A 26,042-nucleotide genomic window follows, 5' to 3' on the forward strand; every position below is an offset into this window, starting at 1 on the left:
TCACCATTCGAATTGAGCCGGAATTGCCGTTCGGTTTAGACCGGAATCACTATTCGATTTTCGCCGGAATACGCACTGTGGGCCATTGAATGAAAAACCTCAGAATTTGCCAAAAACATACCACCCACGGTCAAAGTATATCCGCCCCAACCGCCCCATACAGTTGCAACCCCTAAAACAGGGATAAGTAAGATATTAAATCCGCGTGTTTTTTCCCAATAGGACATTTTAACCAGGTGACGTGGATTTTCGTGATGCCCATAAGCTGAGCGAAATAACTTCATGTGGAGTTTTGTTAACGGCGATGGCTTTTCCTGTGGTTCATCATCACTTATGAAATCGCCAATAGCATGTACAATCCCAGACGCCAAGTCTGCCCCAAAAATTCCTAAAGCAATCCCAGATCCTAATTCAAAGAGGGTTAAATTTTGGGCGGACATCATCAGAAAACGTCCGCCTATTAAAATAGAAGGTAAAAGGATAGCTGATTTATCTAGAAGAGTTTCATGAGTCCACGGCTCTAGTTGCGAAATTTTTCCGCGTGCAGGTTTAGGCATTTCTTTATGCTTTGCTGGAGCATTTAAGTCTTGTGTGTTCTGGTTACTAGAGATATTGGCCGTTTTGGACTGTCCAGGTTCGAGTTGATCTTCCACGGACAACGCCTGATGAGGTAGGCTGAAGGATGTTATGAAGAATACGGTTAAGATAATAAAATGTTTAATATTAAAAGCCATAGAGACACCTTTAGAATTTGTGATCTTATTGCTTTTTACTATTAACAGAAATGTATTAATAATTTATTAACGCTGTAATAAACAGTTTATAAAGTTCCCCGGAATATAAAAAAAGGAATTCTGTGCGTGCTTAAATTTCATTCTTCAAACAAATCGACAGCGACTTGTGGCATCAACGTGGAAACAGCGTGCTTGTAAATTAACTGTGAATGACCGTCGCGTTCTAAAAGAATTGTTCTTACATCAAACCGACTTACAACGCCTTGCAACTTAACCCCATTGATTAAGAAAATAGTTATTACAATTTTATTGTTGCGAACATGATCTAAAAAGACATCCTGAATATTGACTGGTCGATCAATTACCAACTGGCCCCCCTAATTTTATTGAAAATGTTATGTTAATTTAGGCTATATTTTTTTCAATTGGTAAGCTTAAAAAGTTGGCTACTGTCGCTTGAAAATCTAAACAGTCCTTTAAATAGGGCAAATAAAAACTAGGCTTCATTTCTAAAAGAGAAGGATCCGTCCATAGGGCGATAGGTTGACAACCACTGTCCTGACCTGCCTGCCAATCTATTGTGGTGTCACCCACATACCAATGATTTAAGGAAGGTTGTGTTTGCATTTTTTCAAAAGCCAACAAGATAGGGTCGGGATGAGGCTTATCACGCGCCGCATCTCCAGCACCAATAACAACTTCAAAGAAAGAATCCCACCCCAAATGGGCGACTTCCTTTTTCAAAAAATCAGAGCGTTTATTACTAATCAGGGCCATAGGAATGTTTTGTTCAAAAAGAAATTCCAAAAGCTTTTTAGCGTGGGGTAAAACCTGCAGTTTTTCCAGGTGCAGTTTTTCAACTCGCTGGTAATAAAAGGGAGCAGCCTCCGACCATTTGTCTTTAAAAATTGATGGCAATAAATCGATTGTGGTTCCATGGGAATATTTCTTAAATTCCTCAAGTTCCCATGCTGGATGATTGTAATGATCCAGGGTTTCGTTGACGGCTTGGTGGAGAACTTCCCAGGTATTGACCAGTGTGTTATCCCAATCAAACAAAATGGCGTGTGGTTTTTTCATTTTCTATCCCTTGTTCTTATAATTTTATTTGTACTAATGACATGTCTGTGACCCGCCCTCGCGTCCCGCCAACTCAAGCAATGTCATCATCACTCGAGATTGTTCTTGGGGGGTTGAGGCTTCCAATAGGGCTTGTTTTTCCCGAGCCTCCAGCGGACAAACAATCGTCAAAGCAGAGATCAGTTTTTGGTTTGATGTCTTATCAATTTCTTCCCAGTTCGGGCTAATGTCGACCACTTTAAAATATTGCTCCAATACCTTCAGGAATCTTACGCGATCGAAGGCAAAGTCGCTATCCTCAACATAGTCCATGGGATAGTCATTATAACTAACAAGCGCTTGCCTATAGCCACACTCGTGGTTTGATTCTTTGATAATTTTAAAACGGCAAATGCCTTTCAAAGTCAAAAGGTATTGGTTTTCCTCCACTTCATGCAGGTCAACAATCTTCCCAGCACAACCTGTTTTGAAAATAGGGGATGCAACGTCGATTAATCGATCAGTTGACACAGGTTGTACCATCCCAATTATTTGATGTGTTCTTAACATCTCAAATATCATCTCAAGATGGGACAATTCATGGATAGGAATTGGTAATTGTAACAATGGCAATAAAACAGCGCCTTGAACGGCCAACAAGGGCAGTTTGGTGGGCAATTTTTCAAAATCATGAGGAAACTTTTTCAAAGCAGACCTCCTGTTGTTTTGTTAGTTCCATAAACGTCCTTAAAAACCGCATGCACAAAAAAGACTCAACTAGCAAGGGATTGTGGAAACGTCTGCATCCGTTTTTGAAGATACCGGCTCACACTAGCCTGCAAATTTGAGAGATGTTGGGTAAAGAAATGATCACAGTTTTCAACAGTCTCAAAGTCAATCTTAATTCCTTTTTGGTTCCGCAACTTATTCACAAGAACCCCTACGCTTTCATGAGAGACAATTGTGTCACTTAGTCCCTGAACAATAAGGCCTGATGCGGGGCAGGGGGCCAGAAAATTAAAATCATACAAGCTTGCTGGTGGACTGATGGACACAAACCCTTCCAATTCAGGGCGACGCATCAGCAGTTGCATGCCAATCCATGCGCCAAAGGAAAAACCTGCAACCCAAAACCTGTGACTTTGTGGATTAATGGACTGCAGCCAATCAAGGGCAGAGGCTGCATCGCTCAGTTCTCCCTCGCCCTTGTCATAGGAGCCCTCTGATCGGCCTATGCCTCTAAAGTTAAAGCGAAGTGTTGTAAATCCCTGATCGCTGAATGCACGATGAAGGGTGTGAACTATTTTGCTATTCATGGTCCCACCATGGGCGGGGTGAGGATGGAGAATCAAAACAACGGGCGCCTCTTTGTCGGCATGGGGGTGAAAACGACCCTCTAATCTTCCAGCTGATCCGTTAAATATTACCTCTGGCATTTTTTATCCTTTACCCTCAATGACTACGTATTCGGTGTACAATCAAATTTTTCTAATTTAACTAATTTCCACAACCTTACCAAGATTTTTTTTAAAGCTTCGAATGATTGTTGACTTCATTGGTCGGAATAGTTATTTAAATTACAGATGTGTTATATGTTTTCCGTTTGTTAAATCGAACTCTAACATTCCCTGAACGCCAAATCTAGGAAATTGGTAATAATATGCGCCTTAGTACGAAAGCTCGTTACAGCGTTATGGCCATGGCTGAATTGGCCAGGATGCAAATGACCACGCAGGGACCTGTGTCTTTGGCAACTTTGTCAGAACGGCAGCATTTGCCGTTGGCGTATTTAGAACAAATCTTTTTAAAATTACGTAAAAAGGGCCTTGTCAAAAGTATAAGGGGTAATGGCGGTGGTTATACACTGGCAAAAGCAGCGGCCAATATCCCTGTTTTTGAGGTTATAAAGGCGGTGGATACCCCTTTAAAGGCAACTCGGTGTCCGCTGAATTCTGAACAAGGGTGCCAACCACATGGCGTTCGTTGTTTGACGCACAATTTGTGGGACGGTTTGGGGGTTGTTGTTCAAACCTTTTTAAATAAAGTCAGTTTAGAGGATGTTTTTCTGGGCAATCCCATATTAAGAGAAGCGCAAATGGGCTTTGTCAAAAGTGTCCCTGTTTCACTAACAGATGATACCACTCTTATGATGAGTCCATGTCAATGACGGTTTATTTGGATTACAATGCCACAGCCCCCCTTTGTGCCGCAGCCATTCAGGCCATGAACGATGCTATGATGTGGATAGGAAATCCATCCTCCGTTCATGGTTATGGGCGGAAAAGTCGCCATGTAATTGAGCAAGCGCGCCAGGACGTTGCCAACTGCTTAAATGTTTCCAGTCAACGCGTGGTTTTTACAAGTGGCGCCACTGAGGCTAATAACATGGCTTTGGCCCATTTCCCAGGGCGTGTTCTTGTTTCAGCGATAGAACACGACTCTGTCCGTCTTGTGTGCCCTGATGCCATGATGATACCCGTGAACGAGGCTGGCATTGTTGATCTTCTGGCATTGGAAAATTTGTTGGCAGAGGGTTATGAAGGTGCGACTTTAATTTCGGTTATGGCGGCTCACAATGAAACGGGCGTTATTCAACCCTTAAGTGCTATCATTGGTTTGGCCAGAAAATACAAGGCTTGTGTCCACAGTGACTGCGTGCAAGGGGTTGGACGGCTTGATTTTCCCTGGCATACCCTAGATATGTTATCACTTTCTGCCCACAAAATAGGGGGCCCAGCCGGCGTGGGATGTTTGATTGTTCACCCTGATTGGCCGATTAAGGCTTTACTAAAGGGTGGCGGGCAGGAACGGTCTTTGCGTCCCGGTACAGAAAACATAATCGGCATTATGGGTATGGCAGCAGCATTAAGTCAATCCAAAAAGGTGGACTGGTCGCAGGTGAGCAGTCTTCGAGTATATATGGAAAAAACTTTGTTAACCTTAAGCCCTGATTCCGTTGTTATTGGTCAGCACAGTGCCAGATTACCCAACACAACCCTGATCACCATGCCTGGTGTTAAAAGTGAAACACAGGTCATGAATTTGGATTTGCAGGGGTTTGCTGTTAGCAGTGGGGCTGCTTGTTCATCAGGTAAAGTGCGCACCTCTCATTCTTTGCAGGCGATGGGCGTACCAAAAGCTGCGCAAAGTAGTGCCTTAAGAGTCAGTCTGTGTCCTACAACGACCGAGGCAGAAGTCAAAGTCTTCATTCAAGCGTGGAACCAGGTTTATGAACGCTGTGCTAATAATAACAACACTGCTTTAGTATATGTAACAAAACAGAAAACGAGTTGATAATCATGGCTACCTCAATCATACCTAAATTAAGTGGGTCTTCCCTCATGCCGGCTGAACAAATCTATTTAGATTATCAGGCTACGACTCCCTGTGATCCAAGGGTTTTGGAAAAAATGTTGCCTTATTTTAGCGGCATATTTGGCAATGCCCATTCTCGCAACCACCTGCATGGTTGGATGGCTGAGGAAGCCATTGAAACAGCCCGCCAGCAAATTGCCGACGTAATTGGTGCTGACGAACGGGAAGTGATCTTTACCAGTGGGGCGACAGAATCGAATAACATGGCGATTAAAGGTGTTGCTTCATTTTATCAAGATCAGAAAAATCATATTGTTACGTGTGTTACAGAACACAAATGTGTTTTGGACAGTTGTCGGCGACTGGAACAAGAAGGGTTTGAAGTGACCTATCTGCCCGTACAACCGAACGGTTTGATCGATTTGAACCAGCTGAGGGATGCCATCACTGACAAGACAGTCTTGGTTTCCATCATGGCTGTGAATAATGAAATTGGGGTGATCCAACCTTTAAGTGAAATTGGCAAGATTTGCCGCGAGAAAGGAACACTTTTCCATACGGATGCTGCCCAAGCTGTGGGTAAAATTCCTTTAGATGTTAATGAGATGAACATTGATTTGCTAAGCATTTCGGGCCACAAGGTATATGGACCTAAAGGAATTGGGGCTTTGTTTGTGCGACGCAAGCCACGTGTTCGAATGCAGGCTTTGATCAGTGGTGGCGGGCAAGAACGGGGGATGCGTTCAGGAACTTTGCCGACGCCTTTATGTGTTGGATTTGGAGAGGCTTGTGCTTTGGCCTGGCGTGAAATGTCTAAGGAAGACCAGAGAATTCGGGTCTTAAGTCAGCGGTTGTATAAGGGGCTAACCGACCAATTGCCCTATGTCTATTTGAATGGCGATGCTGTTCAGCGTATCCCAGGTAATCTTAACCTCAGTTTTGCCTATGTAGAGGGAGAGGGGTTAATGATGGGGTTCAAAGAACTCTCCGTATCCTCAGGGTCGGCTTGCACGTCATCCTCCTTGGAACCTTCGTATGTCTTGCGAGCACTTGGGGTAGAGGAAGAGTTAGCTCACACTTCTATTCGTTTCGGGATTGGCCGATATACAACCATGCCTGAGATTGATTTGACGATTGAAAAAGTGGTGAAAGCTGTTGAGCGTCTGCGCGAAATGAGTCCGCTTTGGGAAATGGCCCAAGAAGGAATCGATTTAAAGTCCATTCAATGGGCGGCCCATTAATTAAAAAAAGAGGAGAGTCAGTATGGCTTATAGCAAAAAAGTTCTTGAACACTACGAAAAGCCCCGCAACGTTGGGGCGTTTGACAAAAACGATAACACAATCGGCACGGGCCTGGTCGGCGCCCCCGCATGTGGCGACGTCATGAAACTGCAGATTAAGGTGAATAATCAAGGTCTGATTGAGGATGCCAAATTTAAAACATTCGGATGTGCATCAGCGATTGCGTCTTCTTCCTTGGTGACCGAATGGGTCAAAGGGAAGACGATTGAGGAGGCGACAACCATTCGAAATACGGAAATAGCCCAGCATTTGGCCCTGCCACCTGTGAAAATTCACTGCTCAATTTTAGCCGAAGATGCGATCAAGGCGGCTATCGCTGATTATCGAACGAAACAGAACGCAGGCGTGTAGGGATGAGGGCTGCTCCTTTAACAATCACAGATGCTGCAGTTCGACGGGTCCAGCATCTGTTAGCGAATCGTGGAAAACCATCGGTTGGTATTCGTGTTGGCATTAGCACCAAAGGATGTTCAGGATTAAAATATACCATTGAATATGCCGATGATCGCAAACCCTTTGAAGAAGTCGTTGAGAAAGAGGACGTCACTGTTCTAATTGATCCTAAGGCAAGTTTATTTATTTTGGGTACAGAAATGGATTTCGTCGAAGACGACCTGCAATCAGGTTTCATCTTTCGTAACCCTAATGAAAAGGGGCGATGCGGATGCGGTGAATCGTTCCATGTTTAAAGAGGACTAATGGCATGACGCGCCAACTTCATAATCCTGGAAATTGGGATATTGAAAGCATTCGCCCCCAGGCAACGCCTTTTGCATTGTTATCCTTGTTGCCGGCTTACAGTTTGGATATGGAAGTTTTGGAACGACACTACCTGATTTTACAAAGGGAGCTGCATCCCGATCGTTTTATCAATAAATCGCCGAGAGAGGCCCAAACGGCCGAAATGATGTCGGCCTGGATTAACCGAGCTTACACAACTTTGAAAGACCCCGTCCTTCGGGCAAAGGCGTTGCTGAAAATCAAGGGATGCATGGTGGACGAATGCACAGTTTTTCAAGACAACGCTTTGTTAGAGGAAGCTATGGAATGGCGGCAACGTTTGGAAGAATTGCAAACAAGCGCGCATCAAAAACAATTTCAGATTGATTTGCAGGAAGCAATAAAAGCCTGCGAAGATGATTTTAGCAAGGCCTGGGATCGACAAGACCAGCAAGCATTGCAGACGTCTTACCTGCGGCTGAGCTACTTGATGAAAACATTTAAACAGGGTCAAATTAAGCAATCCATGCAGGCTGAAGACCAGGATCCCCGTGTTTTGTCGAGATGAATAACAGATCAAAGATATTGTTGCTGCAAGACGCTTTGTGCTACAAGAACACAAGGCACTTGCAAATGTTGTGACAACCATCCGTCCTTGCCGTTTGCGTTTTTAAAGGCAGATTTCTTTCATGTCCGTTTTATTAATTGTAAAAAATTTAGTTTTGAAGAATCTTCCCGTTCAGCTTCTATTATGTTTAATTGGCGGGTTGCTTTTCGGCGATTTCTTAAGTAATCACACCGTTTCCTTGTTTTATACGGCAAGCCTTCTAATTAAAGAATTGTTAATGTTTGCCTTGCCGATTATTATCTTCAGTTATTTATTAGCGGCGTTGGCTTCCTTTGACAAGCAGGGGCCCTTTTTAATCGTTGCTATTTTAGGTTTAGTTATCCTTTCCAATGCTGTTAGTGTGCTGACTGCGTTTGGCGTCAGTCATTTGGTTTTTCCCTGGTTGGGGGGATTGTCATCGCAGGGACTAACCGCTGTTAATCAATCTGTTCATCCCGTTTGGTCGCTTGGGCTATCGCCCTTTTTGTCGCCCGACAGAGCTTTGTTGGCAGGGATTGTCGCGGGTTTGTTGGTCAACTTCATCCCCTCCGCAAGTTTAAAACATCAAGCTAAATCGTGGGCGTTTCAGTTGCGTGATTGGACGACGGTTGGTTTGAAAAAAGGGTTCATTCCCTTTTTACCAGTGTATGTTTTAGGGTTCGTTTTGAAACTAGACCGAGAAGGATCTTTGGGGGTTTTGATTCAAAGTTACGGTAAGATTTTCGTCCTTGGCTGTTTGTTGATCATTTTTTATCTGCTGTTTTTGTATGGCTTGGCCGCAGGCTTTCGAAAAGACCTTTGGGTACGTTATGTGCGTGAAATGTTGCCAGCAGGTTTAACTGGGTTCAGCACAATGTCAAGTGCGGCGACCATGCCCGTTACCTTGGAGGCGACAGAGAAAAACCTTAATGATCGTTCGTACGCTGATTTTGTGATTCCGGTCACGGTGAATATTCATTTGGTTGGCGATGGTCTGAGTATTTCTTTGACAGCCTTAGCGTTGCTGATTATGTCGGGACATCCTTTTCCTGATATTGCGACCTATCTTACTTTCACGTTCTACTACTGTTTGGCTAAGTTTTCTTGCGCTGGCATTCCTGGTGGCGGGGTCATTGTGATTTTGCCGGTGATTCAAGCCTATTTAGGGCTAAGCCCAGAAATGACAACGTTGCTGGCCACCATCTATATTTTACAAGATCCCATTTTGACGGGTGCTAATGTCATGGGTAACGGCGCTTTTGCATTATTAACACGAAGGATTTTGAATCCTTTGTACAACAGGCCTATGGAAAAATGAATGAGATAAAATTGGTAACAGTCGCAGGGAAGATTTCCATAAACCGGGGGACTGCGCTGGCCATTGTATCGGGCGTTTTGTACAGCGGGTTGGGGTATTTAGGTATAACCCAGATTCAACTTGGCTTCACCATTTATGACATGCTTTTTTGGCGGTTTGTGGTCTCGGCTTTGTTATTGCTGCCTTTTGTCCTGAAAGCATCGCTTTGGACGCCCTCTGTTTTGAAAATCTTACCCTATCTATTTATTGTTGGGGGCGCATCTTATAGCTTATCATCGGTATTTTATTTCTTGGCAGCCAAAGAAATAGGCACCGGTGTTTCGATGGTTATCTTTTTCACGTTCCCTGTTTTTGTGGCCCTGTTTGCCTGGATATTTGATCGTCATCGATTGGGGCGTCTAACTTATATTTCCATGGTTTTATTGTTCAGTGGTTTATGGTTGCTAGCTGACGAATGCGGGTCTGGATTTCATTGGATGGCAGGGCTACTTGCCATGGGGTCAGGGGTCAGCTACGCCGTTTATGTTTATATGGGGAAAAAGCTTAAAATTGACCCTATGTTGTCTAGCTTTATTGTGTGTTTTGGCAGCGCGTTTGGGACTTGGGCCTTTGGCAGTTTTGTAGATGGAGGGCTGCTGATCCCTTCTTTAGATGCATCCTGGTTTCATGTATTATTGACGGCTTTATTGGCAACAGTTTTGCCAATTGTCTTATTTTTACAGGCGATGAAGCATATCACGGCCACCAAAGCTTCATTGCTATCTGTATTCGAGCCTTTGTCGACCGTTTTGATTGGGATCTTGTTTTTAAACGAAACACTTTTAGACATACAAATGGTCGGCGTTGTCGTCATTCTGGTGGGGGCTTTGTTGACCCACTATGATCGCTAAGATATAGACACGATTAAAACACCCAGACTATAGTAACCCTAACTTCAATACAAATTTTCGCGGTTCAGATATGACAGTTAAGGTTCGTTTTGCCCCCAGTCCAACGGGGTTATTGCACATTGGAAACGCCCGGGCGGCCTTGATCAACTGGTTGTTTGCGCACCGCCACGGTGGTCATTTTATGTTGCGGTTGGACGATACAGATCTGGAAAGATCAGAAGAACGCTTTGCCCAGGCCCTTCAAACCGATCTTGCATGGTTGGGGTTGCATCGCGACAGCTTTGCCAAACAGTCGGATCGTTTTGATCGATACAATCAGGCCGTGCAAGACTTGATTCAATCACGGCGCCTGTACCCATGTTATGAAACGCCAGAGGAATTAGACTTTAAGCGCAAACGCCAATTGGCGAAGGGCGAGCCACCTATTTATGACCGGGCGGCCCTTAAGCTGACACCAGATGAAAAGAAGGCCTTTGAAGACCAGGGGCGCAAACCCCATTGGCGCTTTCAGCTGGAACCAGGTGTGGTGAAATGGCACGATTTGGTACGGGGAGATGTGGAATTTCACAGTAACCATTTAAGTGACCCTGTGTTGGTCAGAGCCGATGGCGCTTATCTGTACACCTTAACATCCGTGGTTGACGATATCGATTTTGCCATCACCCACATTTTGCGGGGAGAGGATCATGTCACCAATACGGCGGTTCAAATTCAGCTGTTCACGGCTTTAAACAATAATCAACCGGTGAATATCACATTCGGACATACAACGTTGCTGATGGATGCAAAGGGCCAGGCCTTATCGAAACGTCTTGGCAGTTTAAGCCTTCAGACATTGCGGGAATCGGGTATAGAACCGATGGCAATTAACAGCCTTTTGGCACGATTGGGAACGTCTTTGCCAACTGAGCCTTGTTTGACCCTGGATACCCTGGCATCCCATTTTAATCTAGAGACGTTTAGTCGCACACCGCCCCGCTTTGACGAGGCGGAGCTGGAGCACCTTAACCATAAGTTGTTTCAAATCATGCCTTATGATCAGGTTAAAGACCGTCTAGGGTCCTTAAAAGCCGGTCAGGTGACAGAGGCTGTATGGGCGATAATTCGGGGAAATCTACATACGTTGAACGATGTGGAAAAGTGGCAGGAAATATTGTTTGGCGACTTTGATCAGCCTGTTTTTTCAACAGAGGATCAAGGCTTCTTAAAACTAGCAGTATCCCATTTGCCGGATGGCGATTGGAACCAAGATACTTGGGGTCAATGGACGCAACAGTTGAAGGAACTAACAGATCGAAAAGGTAAAACATTGTTTATGCCGTTGCGCCAGGCGTTGACGGGCCTTGATCACGGGCCAGAGATGAAAGAGTTATTGCCGTTGATTGGTTATGATCGAACAAAAGCACGATTAGAAAAAAAGCCGCTTGCGATTTAGCAGTATTTTAGACATTATGAATATTCCTAAACGGATGGGTGGCCGAGCGGTTGAAGGCACCGGTCTTGAAAACCGGCAAGGGGGCAACTTCTTCGTGGGTTCGAATCCCACCCCATCCGCCACCTTTTGAAGACATGACGAAACCGATAGTTGTGTCTTTGATCTTTCCATTAAAAATTTAATTTAGCGGACCTTTTTAAGGTCCCGCCTTTTTTCTTGAAAAATTAATTATTTTTTAATTTTATTCTAATATAATGGAGAATATATTTCTTAATAAGAACACTAATCAATGTATTTGAATATATTTAAAAATATAGTTCGTGTTGCTGTTATAAGCTTTTTGGTAATGGGCATGCAAGCCATTGCGTCCACTTCTGTGGATATTGAAAAAGATAATACAGATCTCACAAAACTTCGGGACTTAAAAGTTCAACTCAACCAAAAAGCCGCTGATCTCGAAAAAATCCTTTCCAACGTTATATCAAAACAAGGGGATTCCCGTCCGACAATGGATGCGTTTAAGCAGACAATTCTAAGATCTTCTATGGAAGAAGGAATCTTTATAGAGTGCGGAAATGAAGGAAGGGCTAATTCATTTTTCGTGGTAACAGATTTGGAATTTGAACCCTATACTTTCGTAATATCAAAACGTCTTTCTTTTGGGAATGCTGGGTTGTGGTTTGTTTCAGACACAGAAAAATCCTATTACATTCATGAAGATTACGGAGAGGGCGGAAGCAAGGAAGGGTCTGTCGAATTATTAAAAGTTCTGGCCAACCTTCAATAGATAAAAATTTCCTTTCCCTTGCCTTTTTTCTTTTAAATTGCTTTCAGAAAAGATAATGACTTATCTTATGTCATTGAGGGCACCCTTTTGTTATGGAGTTTTGTGATGGTACAGCTGACAAGGATTTACACCAAAAGTGGTGATAAAGGAAAAACGGGCCTTGGAAACGATGAGCGGGTTTATAAAAACTCTGCCCGTATTGAGGCCATTGGTGAGGTGGACGAAACCAATGCCGCCGTTGGGTGGGCTTTAGAGTTTTGTGCAGGGAACCTCAAAAACCTTTTGCTGCGTATTCAAAATGATTTGTTTGATGTGGGGGCCGATTTATGTGTGCCCGAACCCGCAGAAACTTCAACAACTCATCGTCTAACGGTAACGTCTGCTCAGGTTGATTATCTTGAACACCAAATTGATGAACTGAATGCTCGTTTATCACCCTTAACAAGTTTTGTCTTACCAGGTGGCAGCAAAGCATCGGCGGCCTTGCATTTGGCCAGAACTGTTTCCAGACGGGCAGAACGAGGAATTGTAACTCTAAGCCTTGCAGAAAAGCTGAATCCTGAAATCATGCGTTATCTGAATCGTTTATCTGATTTATTGTTTGTGATGGCGCGTTTCGTCAATACCGAAGAAGGGCAGGGGGATGTATTGTGGGTTCCTGGCGCCAATAGATGATTTGAACCAGCTATACCCCTCCTAGCTAAATATCTGCAGGACCTTCTTGCCACCTTTTGTCTTTTTCCCTGTGATAGGGTCAATAATAGAGAAATTCTTTTGAATCATTCGATAGAAAATCTGGCCCTCAGCGCGTTCTTGGGTTTCATAATCTTTGGCCGCCGGGCTATCCTTAATAAGAACACTAATCTTTGATTTAGTGGTGCCCACTCGGTTACGGCCCAGGTACCTTGACTTGCCAAGCGCCATAATCCCCTCGACGGTGATGGATGTTCCTGCCAAGCTGATCATGCGTAATTCACCTGTATTTCGCTGGGACGCTAGGTATTGAAGGTGTTTGTCACTAACAGATTGTATTCCTGAAAGTTCTAAAAGCTGGGGGGTAATCCTAAGCTGGCCATTGATCAAAGATATGATCTCAGGGTCTGATAACTCTCGTTTTGTGGTGGTTTGTTTAGTAGGCACGCTAACAGGACCTTCAAAATATTCCCCAGCTTTTTCAAAACCAGGCAAATTATTTGATAGCCAATTTTTGGCCTTTAATCGCAAGTCATCAGATGATTTTTGCCCAATATTTAGTGCAGGCGTTGACAAGTATGATGAATTACCGTAAACACTGGGCTCTGGAATTAGCACCAATGGATCAGACATCGCCTCTCTAAATAAAGATTTTACAGGAACTGATAATGTTTGCAGCACATCATTCTTACTCAAACAGTTTCTTGCAAAAGAAATAATTTGGGGGGCCAAAGGAAGCAGGCAAGGTAAGTCCCTCGTACTTATGATTGGTTTGCTCACCAAGCAAGATGAAGCAATGGAAGGGGTGATAAGTCTTTCATTGCTGGCATATAATCGGCGATTGAAGGATAAACGCCCAAGCATTCGTGCCCATTTTGTCAATTCTGTATCTTGAGGGGTATCTTCTTTTGTTAAGGGGTGGATTCTTAAATAAGCATCTGAATGATGTCTAACCATTTCAAACCGAAGTATGTTGCCACTGTGATCTTCAAACGGCTCCTCAAGGGGAGTATAAAAGCTTTCTCGTTCAAACTGATAACTCGTCCCTCCGTACCCGTTGCTGGATGTTGTTAAGGTGACGGCATTTTTGATAAATTGAATATTTGCGCCCTGCAGAGTTCCGTTAACAGCCAAAGGAAAACCGTACCCATTTTCTGTTCTTTTATCCTCGCTGTAAGCTTGGAAAGCCAAGAAATTAGTTTTAAATTTCTTATGATACCCGCGATAATTTTTTATGTACGATATTATCACTGTTCCGTTTTGACCTAGGTCAACGGAATGGTTCTTTAAGGTGGGGGCTGATGGCCAGTAACCCAGCGGGCTACTGACAACAAGTCCTATAACCTTTTTTTCTTTAGCTAGCTGAATTCTTGAGATCTTTTTAACGCTTTTAGGGGTTTGTCCACAAAAGGAACCATTTTGATTAAGTAATGTTATGGTGTCTGGCGTTTCAAGAGAAGATTCAAGGGAACCTTCAAGGGACGTTTCAAGAGAGGCTTCAATACGGGGTTCAAGAGAAGCTTCAAGCTTTGAACCTTTATGCTCAAGTTTTTTGGTTTTGTAAGGGACCCCTAAACCTTCATCCGATTCATAGATATGAAGAATTTGATTGGCTGAAATTCCCTCAGAATCCTTACACAATTCATCAATAGCTGTGTATATATGTTCGGGGAATTCTGAAGCGTCCATCCTTTCGCTATGTAATGCAAATATAAAAAGAAAACCCAAGGCAAGGTTTCTTTTTATGAAGAAAAATGGTTTTAACAGACAAAAGAAAAACAACACAAAATCCCGCTCAAAAGGTTAATTTTAGGAATTTTTGGCACAAAATAATAATAAAATTATAGCTTAATTTTATTAAACTTGACAATAAATTTTGTTAGAGATACCTTTGAAATTAGTCTTGTGCAATTCAGTAAAAATATATGTTTTGTAATATTGAATATAAATCAATAAATCAATTGTTCCTTTACTCCATTTTGTTAATCCAAATTAATCCTCCCATATGTTGGTCTAGCGAAGCAGGGAATGGGACTGTTGATTCACTTACCACATCTGCTGGCACTGTAGCGGTCCAAGTTCTTGATAAAACATCATATGTTGATTATCCAACACATTTTAAGCATCCAAAAGCGGGTGTTATGTTTGTTCCAAAATTGACGGTTGGATCTTTTCTGGCGCAGTACGCATTAAAGCGAATAGACGACTGGCAAACAGGTCCGCGTTATTTTCGGTATGCGGTTGCACCTGAAGAGAAAATTAACGCCGACGCTATGTGTCGCAACGCTGATGAAAATTTTTTGGTCAACCATCCAAGGTTTGCGTGTTCTCCTGATATTTTGCTAGGTTTGGATAAGCCTAGAATCCCATTGATCAGTCATACTATTTGGTTGACAAGTACCAAAAATCCAAGGGAACTAACCCATCAATATTTAACTTGGTATAAGACATCCATCCAAAATAACCTTAGGATAAATGGGTGGCAGCACTATTTTTGGATTCAAGATGAAAAATTATTGCCTAAAACTTTGCAGGCTCTTGGCTCTGATATAGAAGTTAAACTGATTGGCAAAGATTTGCCTACCGATTTTCCCCTTAAGAATTATTTTGAGCAGGAACTTACGGGCAAAAAGTACGGCAAAGCCAGCGATATACTAAGGTGTGTTATTCTTGATTCTTATGGTGGCGTTTACCGCGATGTGGATTTAGAATTTCTGAAACCCTTAGCTGCGATGAACTATGGGTATGATCTTTATGTCGGTATGGAATATCACTGCGGTTACCCAGGAAATGCCTTTATAGCGAGTCGGTCAGGGCACCCGGTGATTAAAAGAATGTTGGAAATTATTGATAGAAATTTTGATGTGAAAAGGGCTCCAAAATACATAAATAACACAAGATATTTGGACTGGGATGGTCCCATGGAAACCATTTGCCAGACAGGTCCCGTTGTGTTGGGTGTAGCCTTGGCAACGGCAAAAAGGGATTCCAAAGATAAAGATATCGTTTTACCCCCCCAAGTACTTTTAAGCAAAGGGGAAGAGCATGAAACCTTAACAAGCCATGGATATACGGGGTCTTGGATGGACGCCTCTTTTGGAAGCAATGGTTGAGACCGGTCATACGTTAATTTTTTTGCGAGGTTGCCGGATCAATTTTCACGCAGGTCTTATGGGGGCTAACAGTAAATTCTGTGATCAATAGAGGAAATGCGTTTTTTGGTCCTGCCTTTTCGAAAGGTGCAATGTAGAGCTTCGCTGTGTATAAACCGTCGCTCAATTTGCCTATGGCATTCCATGCAGGATATTGACTATCGGGGGATATTCCATCCAGCACCAGTTTTTTATCGGTTGATAGGATCACAGAAGTCCATGGGCTATTGCAGCCTTTCATGGCATACTCAAGGACCAGACCTTCCCCTGGCTTGGTTAAATGGGTGAACGTTTTAAGATCATGGCCACCAAGGGTCCCACCAAGTACTGAGAAGTTTACGCATCGCGTTATGATCATGCTTTTGCATATAGCAGCAATCGTTTGCAGATTTAAAAGATCGCGACGTGGTTTCATTATCCTGACTTTTGAGTGTTTTTTTTCGAAACTGTCAGCTTGATCACAAGTATGCGCTGTTCTGCCTGAGACCAGAACAAGTCCTGTTGTTAATAGAACTATTAAGCCTAATTTTTTCACCTTTTCCTCCAGTATTAGTGTTCCGAGAATATGATAAACAAGGTAATTGTAACAAAATGTAATTTATTTGAATTAAATTTTACCATCTATCTTGGATTGTATCCTCCTAATCGTTAACAGAAGGTAAACCAATTCTCATGGGTTGTTTTTATTGTTGGCTGATCTAATCGATCGTGTGATTCTTCAATATGGAATAGGCGTGATTAATTTTTTTAAAGGTTTCCTCAGCCTTTAGACAGCCTTGATTCACATCAGGGTGGAATTTTTTAACTTTATCTCGATAGGTGGCTTGCAACTGTTTGAACGTAAAGGGAAAGTTAAGGTCAAGCGTTTTTGTTGCCTGTTGTTCATCAGCGGTCAGAGGAGACTTTAAAGGACTGGGTTGATTAATGGCCTGATCAAATAACCCAAAGGGGTCTGCAAAACCTTGTTCTGACGGTCGGCTTTGATAGGTTTTCCACTGTTTTCCGTGCCACCCTCCCAAAGGCCAACTGGGTCTTTCCCATGTCATGTCTTTTCGCCAAGTATCGATGACTTCCGCCTCGCTCATTTCTGAAAAATAATTCCAACTCTGATTATAGATTTTTACGTGGTTCAGGCAAAACCAATGCCATGTCTCAGCTTGTTGAGGATCGGAGGTGCCATCCTTTTTAGGGGCTCTATAGTCTGCGGGCTTTGGACAATTTATGGCTTCACACATTCTGGAGGGAATAGTTTTTGGCACCTTTCTTTTTGTGAATAAAGTGAATTTCATAAGAGGGGGCCTTAGGCCTGATCACGGTTCATTTGAAGGGGGATGGTCAGAGACCGTCCTAAATCGTATGGCGCTTTTTTACTTTGAGGCAGGCGATGTTGATAAGCCACAAAGTTTTCTAGGACACGATGCACATAGTTCCGCGTTTCGTTATAGGGTAGCAACTCGATCCAATCGATCCAACTTAGGTTTGTCTGACGAGGATCACCAAAAAGCTTCAGCCATTTTCTGACATTACCGCTTCCTGCATTATAGGCTGCGCTGATCAGGACAATGTTCCCACCAAATTCCTCAATAAGTTGATCAAGGTGCACAGCCCCTAAGGCTAAATTCTTTTCAGGGTTAAATAAGGAGGCTCCTTGTTGAATGGTCAGGCCGTATCCATTTAGCTTTTTCACCTGGTCGGCGGCTGTGGCTGGCATTAACTGCATCATTCCCAATGCTCCAGCTGAACTTTCTGCTTTGGGATTGAAACGACTTTCTTTGCGAATAATCGCATGTGCCAAACTGCTGAATAAAGTTCTTTTCCCAGCGACTTTATTTATCAGCTGAATTTGCTGGGTAGTGGGCAATGTTGGATAAGCTGTTTCTGTCAAAACGTATCGTTGCTTGTTGATCTCAAGGCTAACCTCCGTGGTGGCATGGTGCCCACCCAATTGGTAAGCTAATTGGATAAGTAACTTTTGTTCTTCTGCTTCATGAATTAAACCTGCTAGTTTGAATAAGAAGAAAAACAAATACTTGTCTTTGTCAGTTTTATTTAAATTTTTCAAAACTTTAACAAGGGGTCTTTTGTCAAATTGTTTTGCGGCTGGTTCAGAAGATCCAGGGATTTTGGTAAAATGAAAAATTGATAATGTTTTTTTATGATCTGACCGTAACTTGCTAATCGCGAGTTGCCCATAGAAAGTGCCATTATGAAGCGCGGCTTTTTGATACCAGATTACCGATTCCTGTCCATGACCAAGTTTCTTGGCAGCTTCACCTGCCCAAAAGGCAAAGCGAGCCTGACTTTGAGGACTTTTGACTAAAGCATATACTTTTTTAAATTGTTCATAAGCAGGCGCAGGCTGTCCTAAAAAACGCAGACGCAACCAGCCCAGCATCCATTCCGCATGTGCATAACTTTCCCCCATTTTCAAGCGGTGTCCTTTGATGACGTTAGCGGCCTTTTGGTATTGCTGGTTTTCAATAAGGTGACGGGCTAAAAGGTTTCTCTCTAGCCACCAAGCCTCGGCAAATTGTACTTCGTCAGGGTGGGCATGGGTCAAAAGCTGCAACGCCTCATCATAATTTTTTAGGCGCCGGTGGTATTTGATTTGGTCGTAAACAAGACCTTTATGAGGCGTGTTGATCTGCTGACTTTTGTAATCCAATAATGCCAGACGTGTTTTGGCTGTTTTCTGTTGATCGGAACTAAGGAAAGGGATCATGTTTTTCGCGGCCTGACTTTCCTCTCTGTAAAGTAAAGTTTTAACCCTTTTGTTATCATCGTCAGGTGTTAGAAAAGATTGAAAAGTTGTTCGGAAAACTTTCAGAAAATCAGCTGTGAATTCCTTTTCGTGCCAAGCGGTTTTTATAACGTCACGGGCTTGTTGCGTCTGGCCCTGGTTTAACAAGGCCTTAGCATAGTAGAACGCCCCCTCAGCCGTTAAGGGGGGGAATTTGCTAAACCACTGAATGATCCGATGGGCGGATTGGCTAGCGTCAAGGGCCTTTTCAGCCTTTTTTTGCAATGTTTTTTGGCTGGGCCAATCAGGATGTTTTTCAACAAAAGCTGTAATTTCTTCAAAAGACGCCTGATCCTCGTATAGCCGTTTCCAGGTGGCAAAGTCTTGGGCCGGTGAGCATGAAAGGGGTGAAGATATGGCGAGACATAGAAAGCCTAAAATTAGACAGACATATCTCTTGGCATTTGTTGGGGACACCAGTATCTTAACCATACGACAACTCAGTTTTTAGTGGAACCTATGAAGTTTTCAGGATCAATCGTTGCCCTTGTGACTCCTTTTCATCAAGGTAAAGTGGATCTTGCGTCTTTGCAAGGGTTGGTTGACTGGCATTGCCAACAGGGAACACAAGGTGTCGTTGTATGTGGCTCCACGGGTGAAGCGAATCTTTTAACCTTCGCCGAACGGGAACAAATCATTTTTCATGCCCTAGAGGCTGCTGCCAACAGATTGCCGATTATTGTGGGGTGTGGCTCTGCATCAACGCAAGAGGCTGTTTTGATGGCAAAGCAAGCCGAAGAATTAAACGCGCAGGCCATTTTGGTCGTATCGCCTTATTACGTCAAACCCAGTCAAACTGGCCTTTATCAACATTTTCATGCAGTGCATGAGGCTGTTGACTTGCCCATCATCCTTTATAACAATCCAGGACGATCAGCCGTTGATCAGTCCATTGACCTTATTTGCCAGCTGGCCGAATTGCCAAGAATTGTGGCCTTAAAAGATTCCAGCTCTGACCTTAGCCGCCCTGTGTTTTTGAAAAACCGGCTGGGTGATCGCCTTGCGTTGTTGGCCGGTGATGATCCCATTACAGGTGCCTATTTAGCGCAAGGGGGGCAGGGCAGCATTTCAGTGGTGGCAAATGTGGCGCCTGCTTTGTGTCAACAGATGATAGAGGCTTGGCAAAATTACGACATTCCCACGTTTCAGGCCCTTAACCAAAAGCTGATGATTTTGAACTATGCGTTGATGGGCGAGACCAATCCTTGCCCGATTAAATATGCCGTGTCAGCCATAGGTAAAATTCGCCATGAACTGCGCCTGCCTTTATTGCCCATTACTGCTGAAAATAGGGCCAAGATTGATCAGGTATTGAGCGAATTAACTTTGTCTTAATTATTCGGTTCTGATTTATTTTTAAAAAAATTGCACTATAAAATTTTGTTATTTTCTAAGCCGTAGCCCAGCGTTTTTAGGGACTTGATTTTTTTTGTGGGACAATTCTGGAGGATTCAACCGGCTCATTTTCGGATAACATGGACTTACTGTCCCTTTCGCGTCTTTGTTCCTTTCGTTTTGCCAAGTTTTTTTTCAAAGCTTCAGCTAGGCGTTCTTGTTTGGAAAGTATTTTCATAAGATTTGAACTGTCGTTAAAGGGTTTGAAATTTCGGGAGTATCTTGGATTTTTTTTTGTACACCTTCATAAGGTAATAGACAGAGGGAATACAAGCAGAACTTGCCAAAAAGAATAAAGAAGTCCAGCCGAAGATATCGGCGAATGCACCTGACAATGCTGAAATCACAACGCGACTGAATGAACCTAAGGAGTATAAAAGTAGGAATTGTGTCACATTAAAGTCCCCTTTACAAAAATGCGACAGATAAGCGATGAAGGCCGTTGATGTTAGGCCAGAGCATAAACTCTCAACCCCAATTGTAATCATGAGAATATTCATGTCGTGCCCAGCCCACCCTTGAACAACAAACATCAGACATGACACTGTTTGAACAAGGGCACAAAGAATGACAGTCTGTTGAAGTCCCAAATACTGAATGACAGCACCACCTGTAAGGCCTCCCACGACCATTAAACTGATGCCAAAAAACTTGGAAATTTGAGCATACTCAATTTTTGTAAACCCCAACTCAAATAAGAAGGGTGCGGACATGGAATTTAGAACGGTATCCGCAATTTTAAAGCACATAATAAAACCAACTAAAGACCAAAAATAGGGCTGATTAAAAAGAGTTTTCCAGCATTGGTTTAGTCCCTGTAAATTATTTTTTGGTAAATTGCTTATCGTTCTGTTGTTTGAAGTTTGTGGAGGAGTGATCGTTATAAATGCTGCCATTCCTATGCCAACTGTCATGGCCGTGAAGGTATACGCCGTTGCCCAATCAAAGATAGCTGCCAAATAAAGGGTTCCCGCACCTGACATCAGCATGCCTAGACGAAAACCAATGGATTCCATGGCCGCCCCTGGCCCTAACAGATCTTTTGAACCTTTACTTAACGACAAAAGGCTTAACCGATACGAATCAATTACAATGTCCTGTATAGCAGAGAAAAACGAAATGAACAGGGATAGGACAGCACAAAGCAAAAGGTTCTGAGCAGGGTGGCAATGGCCTAAGGCAATTATGGAGGCGACAAGGGCAATTTGAGAGAGCAACCCCCAACTTTTATAAGGCCCAAGCTTTCTTGTCAAAAAAGGAATAACAAGGGTTTCGATAAACGGGGCAAATAAAAACTTGAGACTGTAAGGCAGGCTGGTGATCATCAAAAGTCCCAGCAAGCTTTTGCTGAGATGAGACTCGCTTAGCCAAAAGCTGAGCGTGGATAGAATCAGAAGGAACGGGACACCGCTGGAAAAACCCAGAGCCAGCAAGACAAAAAGATGCCGGTTAAAATAAAGGCGTAACATGCAAACTGATCTTCATGGGGTTTAAGTATTTTTTGTCTTTAGAGGCTTGGTACAGGATGATAGCTTATAGGAATAAATAACTCCATTAAGTTCTGCAGTGCAAATTTGGTTGTGATGCAAAGTATTTCTCGAAAAACTTTTGAAATATATAGATTGCCTTCCAGAAAAAATACTTATAATCCAAGTGCAGAAGAATTCATATAGGTTTATACGTGATAAAATTTAAAAGCTTTTTATTGTATTTATTAAGTTCTAGTGCTATTTTTTCTATGGATGATGGCAAAGGATTTTTAGGATCATTTCCAAGAGGTTTTCTTCTTGCAAAAAAGGTCGAGGCTCCAAAAGAGGGCGCTTCGTCTTCTTCTTCTTCGTCGTCGTCAGTAGCTGCATCAACAAATACCAAAGCTGGAAAAGCATCCGCCGATCAAGCAGATGGGTTCACCTCCATTTGGGACAACCCCTTGTATAATGGACCTTCTGCGCGTTCACAGGTCTATCATCATATTAAGACGCATTTCAAGGAATTAAAAATTGACTATAATAAAATAGATCATTTTTTTAGTTTTATTGAGAAAGGTTCTGGATTAGAAGAAATTCTAAGTGATAAAACCTTTCTTTACTCCTATTTAATATTAAGAGCTCTAAGCAAACATAAGATGTTAGGAGTCATGGAGGGTTTTGAAAGGGATGCTAAAATAACGAAGGGATATCTAAATATACCTATCTCTTTTCAGATTATGGATCATCTTGCTGTTTCCGCCGTGTTTAGTTTAAAAGATCCCATTTTAGGGAGCTTTCTGAAATCCAACAGCGACAAAGAAACAGGAGAGATAGTTGTTGATCAAACAGTCTGGAAATCGATTGAGCGATCATTGCCCATTCCAACCATTCGTTACTACTCAGAAAATATAGGCGATAGATACCTTTGTCGGGTTTACTTGACAGGTGAGGATTACGATGACGGAATTCATGATTTACCAGCTGAAAACCCCCAATTTAGTAGATACCAATTAGGCTGCATTTCAGCTAGAGTCGATTCTTCTCATCGTCAATATTCTGCTGCTATTCTTGACAAAAGTGGCAAACTTTTTGATCAAGATGGAACTGCTATTATCTTAGGCTCGATATTCAAACAGGGCGTAAATGCTTTTTTTTATGGAACGTCCCGGGCTGTTGGTCAAAGAACCTTGCAGAGCCTGTCTAAGGATTGCGGCTATGATTCGTTACATGAACAACCTTATTTGCAAATGCTTGTGCAGATGGCAGGGGGCGTTGAAAAATTGCGACGTGAGAAACTACTCTTTATCCCCAACCCGGTGTTCACAGATGATGGTGTGCATCGCCCAACTTCCAGCCCAACTGCTCCTGATGCGCAATTTTTGCTGCCGTATATCTATGAGTTAAAAAGCCAAATGCAATTAGAAGGGGCCGATGTTCCTCCTGCTTTAGAGCAGGCAGCCGCACAGTTAGAGCTGGTCCTGCTTGAAGATGCTTATACAAGACTTGGCACTTTTGCTGAAGTCGAAGCGCTAAGGGCAATAAAAGCAGCAGCGAATGCGGACGCAGAAAAAGAGGTGACAGAAGCCCTTGATGCCAAAGATGGTGCCATACAAGCAGAAATTGAAATAAAAGCAGAAAAGATTTTTCCACAATACAAAACCTCTAAGCCTGTGAAGTCCAAGAAAAGTCTTGAATGGGGTGAAAAGCGTGGCAGTGCGAAAGCGCAAGCTATTCGTGAAGCTATTGAAGAGAGAGCAAGAATCAAGGTAGCTGCTAAAGATCCACGAATTGAGGCAAAAAAGAAAATTCTAGAATCGCTAAGGACAAAATATTTAGAAAAAACAAAAGATCGGAGACATTTTGACAGCAGTGCGGCAAAAGAACTGTTGGAAAACCTAAAAGCTTCATTTGCAAAAATAGGCATTGAACAAACAGGTGCAGCTGCTGTTAGGGGGTCTCATCAAGCGGAAGAAGTGCGTCTTATTGAAACAGGGGGGGGTGTTAAGCTTGGTGTTGTTAGACGATCTGAAAGTGAAGGATATGCATCTGGAACTGTAAGGAAAATTATTGATGATCACGTTAACAGGATCCTTTCTATATTGGGACCTTCAGGCAAATAGGGAAGTGGTATCTAACATTTATGCGGTGCGTACCTAATGCCTATTCATAAGGGGCTGCTGCTGCTAGAGGGGCTCCCCTTTTGAGGGTGTGTCTGCCGCCTGTAGTAAGGCGCATATTAGGTGCACTTGTGTTCGGTCATCAGCCTTTTCGATTTCTGGTTCGACTTGACTTAAGAGAGAGGAAAAGCGATTCCAATAAGTCTCATCCCAATTCGATTTGTTAAAAATCTCACTGAATACTTTCGGTAAAACAAGGGCATTGAAAACAGGGATATTAGCAGTCATCTGTGTGATACTTTTTAACTTTTCAAACCGGTCATCTTCCAGACTAAAAATACGCCTCCAAAATTTTTTTGAAAGATCCATTGGGACAGACAATGAAGACATATGAACGATGCCAAACTTATATCTTTCCAGACCCTTTGATTTTTCAAGCTCGGCTAAAACTTCGTCATAGTTAAAAAATTTGAATCCCTCGTATATTTTTAAACACGACAAATAATTGTCTGACACAATGAAACTAACCCAAAATTTGCCTTTTGCATCAGGTTTAATGTTTATAAGAGGGTCAATTAATTTGTGAAAATTCGGATTGGCAGAAAGGTTTTTCCCGAACAACATCTCTATTCTATCGAGCATATCATCTCTGGCCGTAATATCTTTTTTTCTATTTAAAGGTGGAAATTTATGCTTAAAGCAATAAGATCTGGTCACTTTTGAGGCCGTGAGTATTAAGGCTTTCTGGGTGGTGTCAATTTCGGTTGATCCATACAAATTTTTGATACTTGTTAAAAATAGAAATAAATATGTATAATTTAATTTCATATAGAGCTCGTATTGTTTAGATACTAGAGCCCGATAATATCGTCTATATGTTAAATATTGGTTAATTCTATTGATTTTATGTTTGTTGGATTCGTGTGTTTTTGTCAGCTTTCGGCAGACAATGATAACTTAAATACATGACGGGTGTGCCTGCAGCATTAACAACCATGCGTAAGATATAGCTGGCGATGACATAACTGCTGAAAAAAAGCGAAAAGGAAAGGGGGGTTGGGCTTAAGATAACCCATGCTATTAACCCAAAAATAAAATTGTCTAAAAGACCAGATAGAGAAGTTGACAGGTTTTGACGTAACCAGACAAAACGGTTATGGCTTAACCCGCGAATTTTTTGGAACAACCATATATCGCATTGTTGGCTGATAAAATAGGCAATAAGGCTGGCCGTTAATAAGCGGGGGGAGGGGGCAAAAATTTGCAACATTCCCTGGTCATTTTTTGAAAAAACGTCGGCCAAATTGCAGGAAAGCTTTCCATAATCAACCGTTGGATGCCCCAAGGTTAACACCATCCAAACGGTCATCAAAATTTGGGCTATAAAGCTTAGCCATAAAGCCTGGCGAGCCGCCTTTGCGCCATAGTGCTCGGTTAAGATGTCACTTACCAAAAAAGTTGTGGCAAAAACAATGGTTCCCAACGCCAATGGCTCAGGAAAAAAATGGTATTCTGCAAGACGTAAAACCTGAATGTTGGCAACAATGACGGCAAGAACGTTATAAGTGCACAACCCTAAATGACCGAATCCTTTCAACAGGAACAGTATGCTGCACGCGCAAACGCAAAATGTCAAAAATGAGGCGAATTCAACTGAAAAGCCTTGCAGGTACGAGATAAGTTGAAAAACAATAGAATCCATAAGATGAAGGCGTTCAAGGCACGCCTTAAGCCTTTAATGTTTGCAGACTATGAAGCAGCTTTTGCCGCAGCACGTAGCATAATGGTTTTTTTAAGGGCAGCAACTTTTGGCCCCAACTTCGAAGCCGCTGTGCGCGTCAAAAACGCGTCAAGGCCGCCATGAAATTCAATGGTACGAATGCCAGTTGTCGTAAGTCTTAAACGAACCATACGGCCCAAAGTCTCGCTCATCAAAGATGTCTCTTGAAGGTTCGGAAGAAAACGACGCCGTGTTTTGTTATTAGCGTGGCTTACATTATTTCCCGTCAAAACACCTTTACCTGTTACTTCGCATCGTCTAGCCATATTATTCTCCTCAATAGTAGTGTCAAAAACTTAGCAGATGCATAGGTAAACGTCAATCAGAATGCAATCATTTATATTACTGCGATGAACAACAAATAATTTTTAAATTTTCTTTGGACCTTCCTTGCTAATTTGAATTGGGTATATGCGCGCTTAAACTAAAAAAAATTTAGCAATAATTTTATAAAAATCAAATTGACTTATGGTGACTGACTGGCAGACCA

At 42.6% G+C, this 26,042-nt stretch carries 27 protein-coding genes and 1 tRNA gene; 15 read left to right on the top strand and 13 right to left on the bottom strand.

Annotation, left to right across the window (positions count from 1 at the left end):
* Positions 1-35: 35 nt before the first annotated feature.
* From EQU50_RS00005 to EQU50_RS00025, 5 genes are all read right to left on the bottom strand, one after another.
* Positions 36-734, bottom strand: coding sequence for a hypothetical protein (locus tag EQU50_RS00005; protein ID WP_130153121.1), 699 nt, complete (start codon positions 732-734; stop codon positions 36-38).
* Positions 735-871: 137 nt separating this feature from the next.
* The gene (gene hfq / locus EQU50_RS00010; protein WP_130153122.1) at positions 872-1,102 is read right to left on the bottom strand and encodes an RNA chaperone Hfq; all 231 of its coding nucleotides are present in this window, start codon (positions 1,100-1,102) and stop codon (positions 872-874) included.
* A gap of 37 nt (positions 1,103-1,139) precedes the next feature.
* A complete protein-coding gene (locus EQU50_RS00015; RefSeq protein WP_130153123.1) occupies positions 1,140-1,814 on the bottom strand; it encodes an HAD family hydrolase in 675 nt (224 codons plus the stop codon).
* 33 nt (positions 1,815-1,847) lie between these two features.
* Positions 1,848-2,501, bottom strand: a complete 654-nt coding sequence (locus tag EQU50_RS00020) for an LON peptidase substrate-binding domain-containing protein (protein ID WP_130153124.1) — start codon at positions 2,499-2,501, stop codon at positions 1,848-1,850.
* A gap of 65 nt (positions 2,502-2,566) precedes the next feature.
* Positions 2,567-3,229 carry an alpha/beta hydrolase gene (locus EQU50_RS00025; protein WP_130153125.1) on the bottom strand — a complete coding sequence of 221 codons (663 nt, stop codon included), beginning with the start codon at positions 3,227-3,229 and terminating at the stop codon, positions 2,567-2,569.
* Positions 3,230-3,453: 224 nt separating this feature from the next.
* Between EQU50_RS00025 and EQU50_RS00030 the strand changes: the two genes are divergently transcribed.
* The 12 genes from EQU50_RS00030 to EQU50_RS00085 all read left to right on the top strand — a co-directional run bounded on the left by EQU50_RS00030 (position 3,454) and on the right by EQU50_RS00085 (position 12,821).
* Positions 3,454-3,960, top strand: coding sequence for an Rrf2 family transcriptional regulator (locus EQU50_RS00030; protein ID WP_130153126.1), 507 nt, complete (start codon positions 3,454-3,456; stop codon positions 3,958-3,960).
* On the top strand, positions 3,951-5,087 hold the full coding sequence (locus EQU50_RS00035) for a cysteine desulfurase family protein (protein ID WP_130153127.1): 1,137 nt from the start codon (positions 3,951-3,953) through the stop codon (positions 5,085-5,087). Before EQU50_RS00030 ends, EQU50_RS00035 begins: the two co-directional genes overlap by 10 nt.
* 47 nt (positions 5,088-5,134) lie before the next feature.
* Positions 5,135-6,349, top strand: a complete 1,215-nt coding sequence (locus tag EQU50_RS00040) for an IscS subfamily cysteine desulfurase (protein ID WP_207216272.1) — start codon at positions 5,135-5,137, stop codon at positions 6,347-6,349.
* A gap of 22 nt (positions 6,350-6,371) precedes the next feature.
* Complete coding sequence (gene iscU, locus EQU50_RS00045; protein WP_130153129.1) at positions 6,372-6,761, top strand: Fe-S cluster assembly scaffold IscU; 390 nt, start codon at positions 6,372-6,374, stop codon at positions 6,759-6,761.
* Positions 6,762-6,763: 2 nt separating this feature from the next.
* A complete protein-coding gene (locus EQU50_RS00050) occupies positions 6,764-7,099 on the top strand; it encodes a HesB/IscA family protein (protein ID WP_130153130.1) in 336 nt (111 codons plus the stop codon).
* A 14-nt stretch (positions 7,100-7,113) separates the two neighbouring features.
* The gene (gene hscB, locus EQU50_RS00055; protein ID WP_130153131.1) at positions 7,114-7,698 is read left to right on the top strand and encodes a Fe-S protein assembly co-chaperone HscB; all 585 of its coding nucleotides are present in this window, start codon (positions 7,114-7,116) and stop codon (positions 7,696-7,698) included.
* 121 nt (positions 7,699-7,819) lie between these two features.
* On the top strand, positions 7,820-9,034 hold the full coding sequence (locus tag EQU50_RS00060; RefSeq protein ID WP_130153132.1) for a cation:dicarboxylate symporter family transporter: 1,215 nt from the start codon (positions 7,820-7,822) through the stop codon (positions 9,032-9,034).
* Positions 9,031-9,924 (top strand): DMT family transporter, encoded by an 894-nt coding sequence (locus tag EQU50_RS00065; protein ID WP_130153133.1) that lies wholly within the window; start codon positions 9,031-9,033, stop codon positions 9,922-9,924. Before EQU50_RS00060 ends, EQU50_RS00065 begins: the two co-directional genes overlap by 4 nt.
* A gap of 70 nt (positions 9,925-9,994) precedes the next feature.
* The gene (gene gltX / locus EQU50_RS00070) at positions 9,995-11,359 is read left to right on the top strand and encodes a glutamate--tRNA ligase (RefSeq protein WP_130153134.1); all 1,365 of its coding nucleotides are present in this window, start codon (positions 9,995-9,997) and stop codon (positions 11,357-11,359) included.
* Between the two features lie 32 nt (positions 11,360-11,391).
* Positions 11,392-11,481 (top strand) — tRNA-Ser (locus EQU50_RS00075).
* A 167-nt stretch (positions 11,482-11,648) separates the two neighbouring features.
* Positions 11,649-12,146: a hypothetical protein gene (locus tag EQU50_RS00080; protein WP_130153135.1), complete on the top strand. Its 498-nt coding sequence runs from the start codon at positions 11,649-11,651 to the stop codon at positions 12,144-12,146.
* Positions 12,147-12,251: 105 nt separating this feature from the next.
* The gene (locus EQU50_RS00085) at positions 12,252-12,821 is read left to right on the top strand and encodes a cob(I)yrinic acid a,c-diamide adenosyltransferase (protein ID WP_130153136.1); all 570 of its coding nucleotides are present in this window, start codon (positions 12,252-12,254) and stop codon (positions 12,819-12,821) included.
* Between the two features lie 21 nt (positions 12,822-12,842).
* Here EQU50_RS00085 and EQU50_RS00090 read toward each other — a convergent pair whose 3' ends face one another.
* Positions 12,843-14,528, bottom strand: a complete 1,686-nt coding sequence (locus tag EQU50_RS00090; protein WP_130153137.1) for a hypothetical protein — start codon at positions 14,526-14,528, stop codon at positions 12,843-12,845.
* Positions 14,529-14,980: 452 nt separating this feature from the next.
* Between EQU50_RS00090 and EQU50_RS00095 the strand changes: the two genes are divergently transcribed.
* Positions 14,981-15,952 carry a glycosyltransferase family 32 protein gene (locus EQU50_RS00095; protein WP_165380265.1) on the top strand — a complete coding sequence of 324 codons (972 nt, stop codon included), beginning with the start codon at positions 14,981-14,983 and terminating at the stop codon, positions 15,950-15,952.
* A 13-nt stretch (positions 15,953-15,965) separates the two neighbouring features.
* On the opposite strand, the gene EQU50_RS00100 is transcribed toward EQU50_RS00095, so the two are convergent.
* The 3 genes from EQU50_RS00100 to EQU50_RS00110 all read right to left on the bottom strand — a co-directional run bounded on the left by EQU50_RS00100 (position 15,966) and on the right by EQU50_RS00110 (position 19,223).
* Positions 15,966-16,526, bottom strand: a complete 561-nt coding sequence (locus EQU50_RS00100) for a hypothetical protein (RefSeq protein ID WP_130153139.1) — start codon at positions 16,524-16,526, stop codon at positions 15,966-15,968.
* A gap of 163 nt (positions 16,527-16,689) precedes the next feature.
* On the bottom strand, positions 16,690-17,280 hold the full coding sequence (locus EQU50_RS00105; RefSeq protein WP_130153140.1) for a J domain-containing protein: 591 nt from the start codon (positions 17,278-17,280) through the stop codon (positions 16,690-16,692).
* Positions 17,281-17,291: 11 nt separating this feature from the next.
* Positions 17,292-19,223, bottom strand: coding sequence for a transglycosylase SLT domain-containing protein (locus EQU50_RS00110; protein ID WP_130153141.1), 1,932 nt, complete (start codon positions 19,221-19,223; stop codon positions 17,292-17,294).
* 27 nt (positions 19,224-19,250) lie between these two features.
* Between EQU50_RS00110 and dapA the strand changes: the two genes are divergently transcribed.
* The gene (gene dapA, locus EQU50_RS00115; RefSeq protein WP_130153142.1) at positions 19,251-20,126 is read left to right on the top strand and encodes a 4-hydroxy-tetrahydrodipicolinate synthase; all 876 of its coding nucleotides are present in this window, start codon (positions 19,251-19,253) and stop codon (positions 20,124-20,126) included.
* A gap of 254 nt (positions 20,127-20,380) precedes the next feature.
* Here the strand turns inward: dapA and EQU50_RS00120 are convergent, their stop codons facing one another.
* Positions 20,381-21,655, bottom strand: a complete 1,275-nt coding sequence (locus EQU50_RS00120; RefSeq protein WP_130153143.1) for an MFS transporter — start codon at positions 21,653-21,655, stop codon at positions 20,381-20,383.
* 212 nt (positions 21,656-21,867) lie between these two features.
* Here EQU50_RS00120 and EQU50_RS00125 point away from each other — a divergent pair, with 212 nt between their 5' ends.
* Positions 21,868-23,775, top strand: a complete 1,908-nt coding sequence (locus EQU50_RS00125) for a hypothetical protein (protein ID WP_130153144.1) — start codon at positions 21,868-21,870, stop codon at positions 23,773-23,775.
* 63 nt (positions 23,776-23,838) lie between these two features.
* Here the strand turns inward: EQU50_RS00125 and EQU50_RS00130 are convergent, their stop codons facing one another.
* The 3 genes from EQU50_RS00130 to rpmB form a co-directional block, all read right to left on the bottom strand.
* Positions 23,839-24,600 (bottom strand): hypothetical protein, encoded by a 762-nt coding sequence (locus tag EQU50_RS00130; RefSeq protein ID WP_130153145.1) that lies wholly within the window; start codon positions 24,598-24,600, stop codon positions 23,839-23,841.
* Between the two features lie 76 nt (positions 24,601-24,676).
* On the bottom strand, positions 24,677-25,474 hold the full coding sequence (locus EQU50_RS00135; protein WP_130153146.1) for a queuosine precursor transporter: 798 nt from the start codon (positions 25,472-25,474) through the stop codon (positions 24,677-24,679).
* A 47-nt stretch (positions 25,475-25,521) separates the two neighbouring features.
* Positions 25,522-25,818, bottom strand: a complete 297-nt coding sequence (gene rpmB / locus EQU50_RS00140; protein WP_130153147.1) for a 50S ribosomal protein L28 — start codon at positions 25,816-25,818, stop codon at positions 25,522-25,524.
* Positions 25,819-26,042 lie beyond the last annotated feature (224 nt).

Origin of the sequence: Candidatus Finniella inopinata (assembly GCF_004210305.1) — a bacterium.
In the GTDB taxonomy this organism is placed as follows: Bacteria; Pseudomonadota; Alphaproteobacteria; order Paracaedibacterales; family CAIULA01; genus Finniella; species Finniella inopinata_A.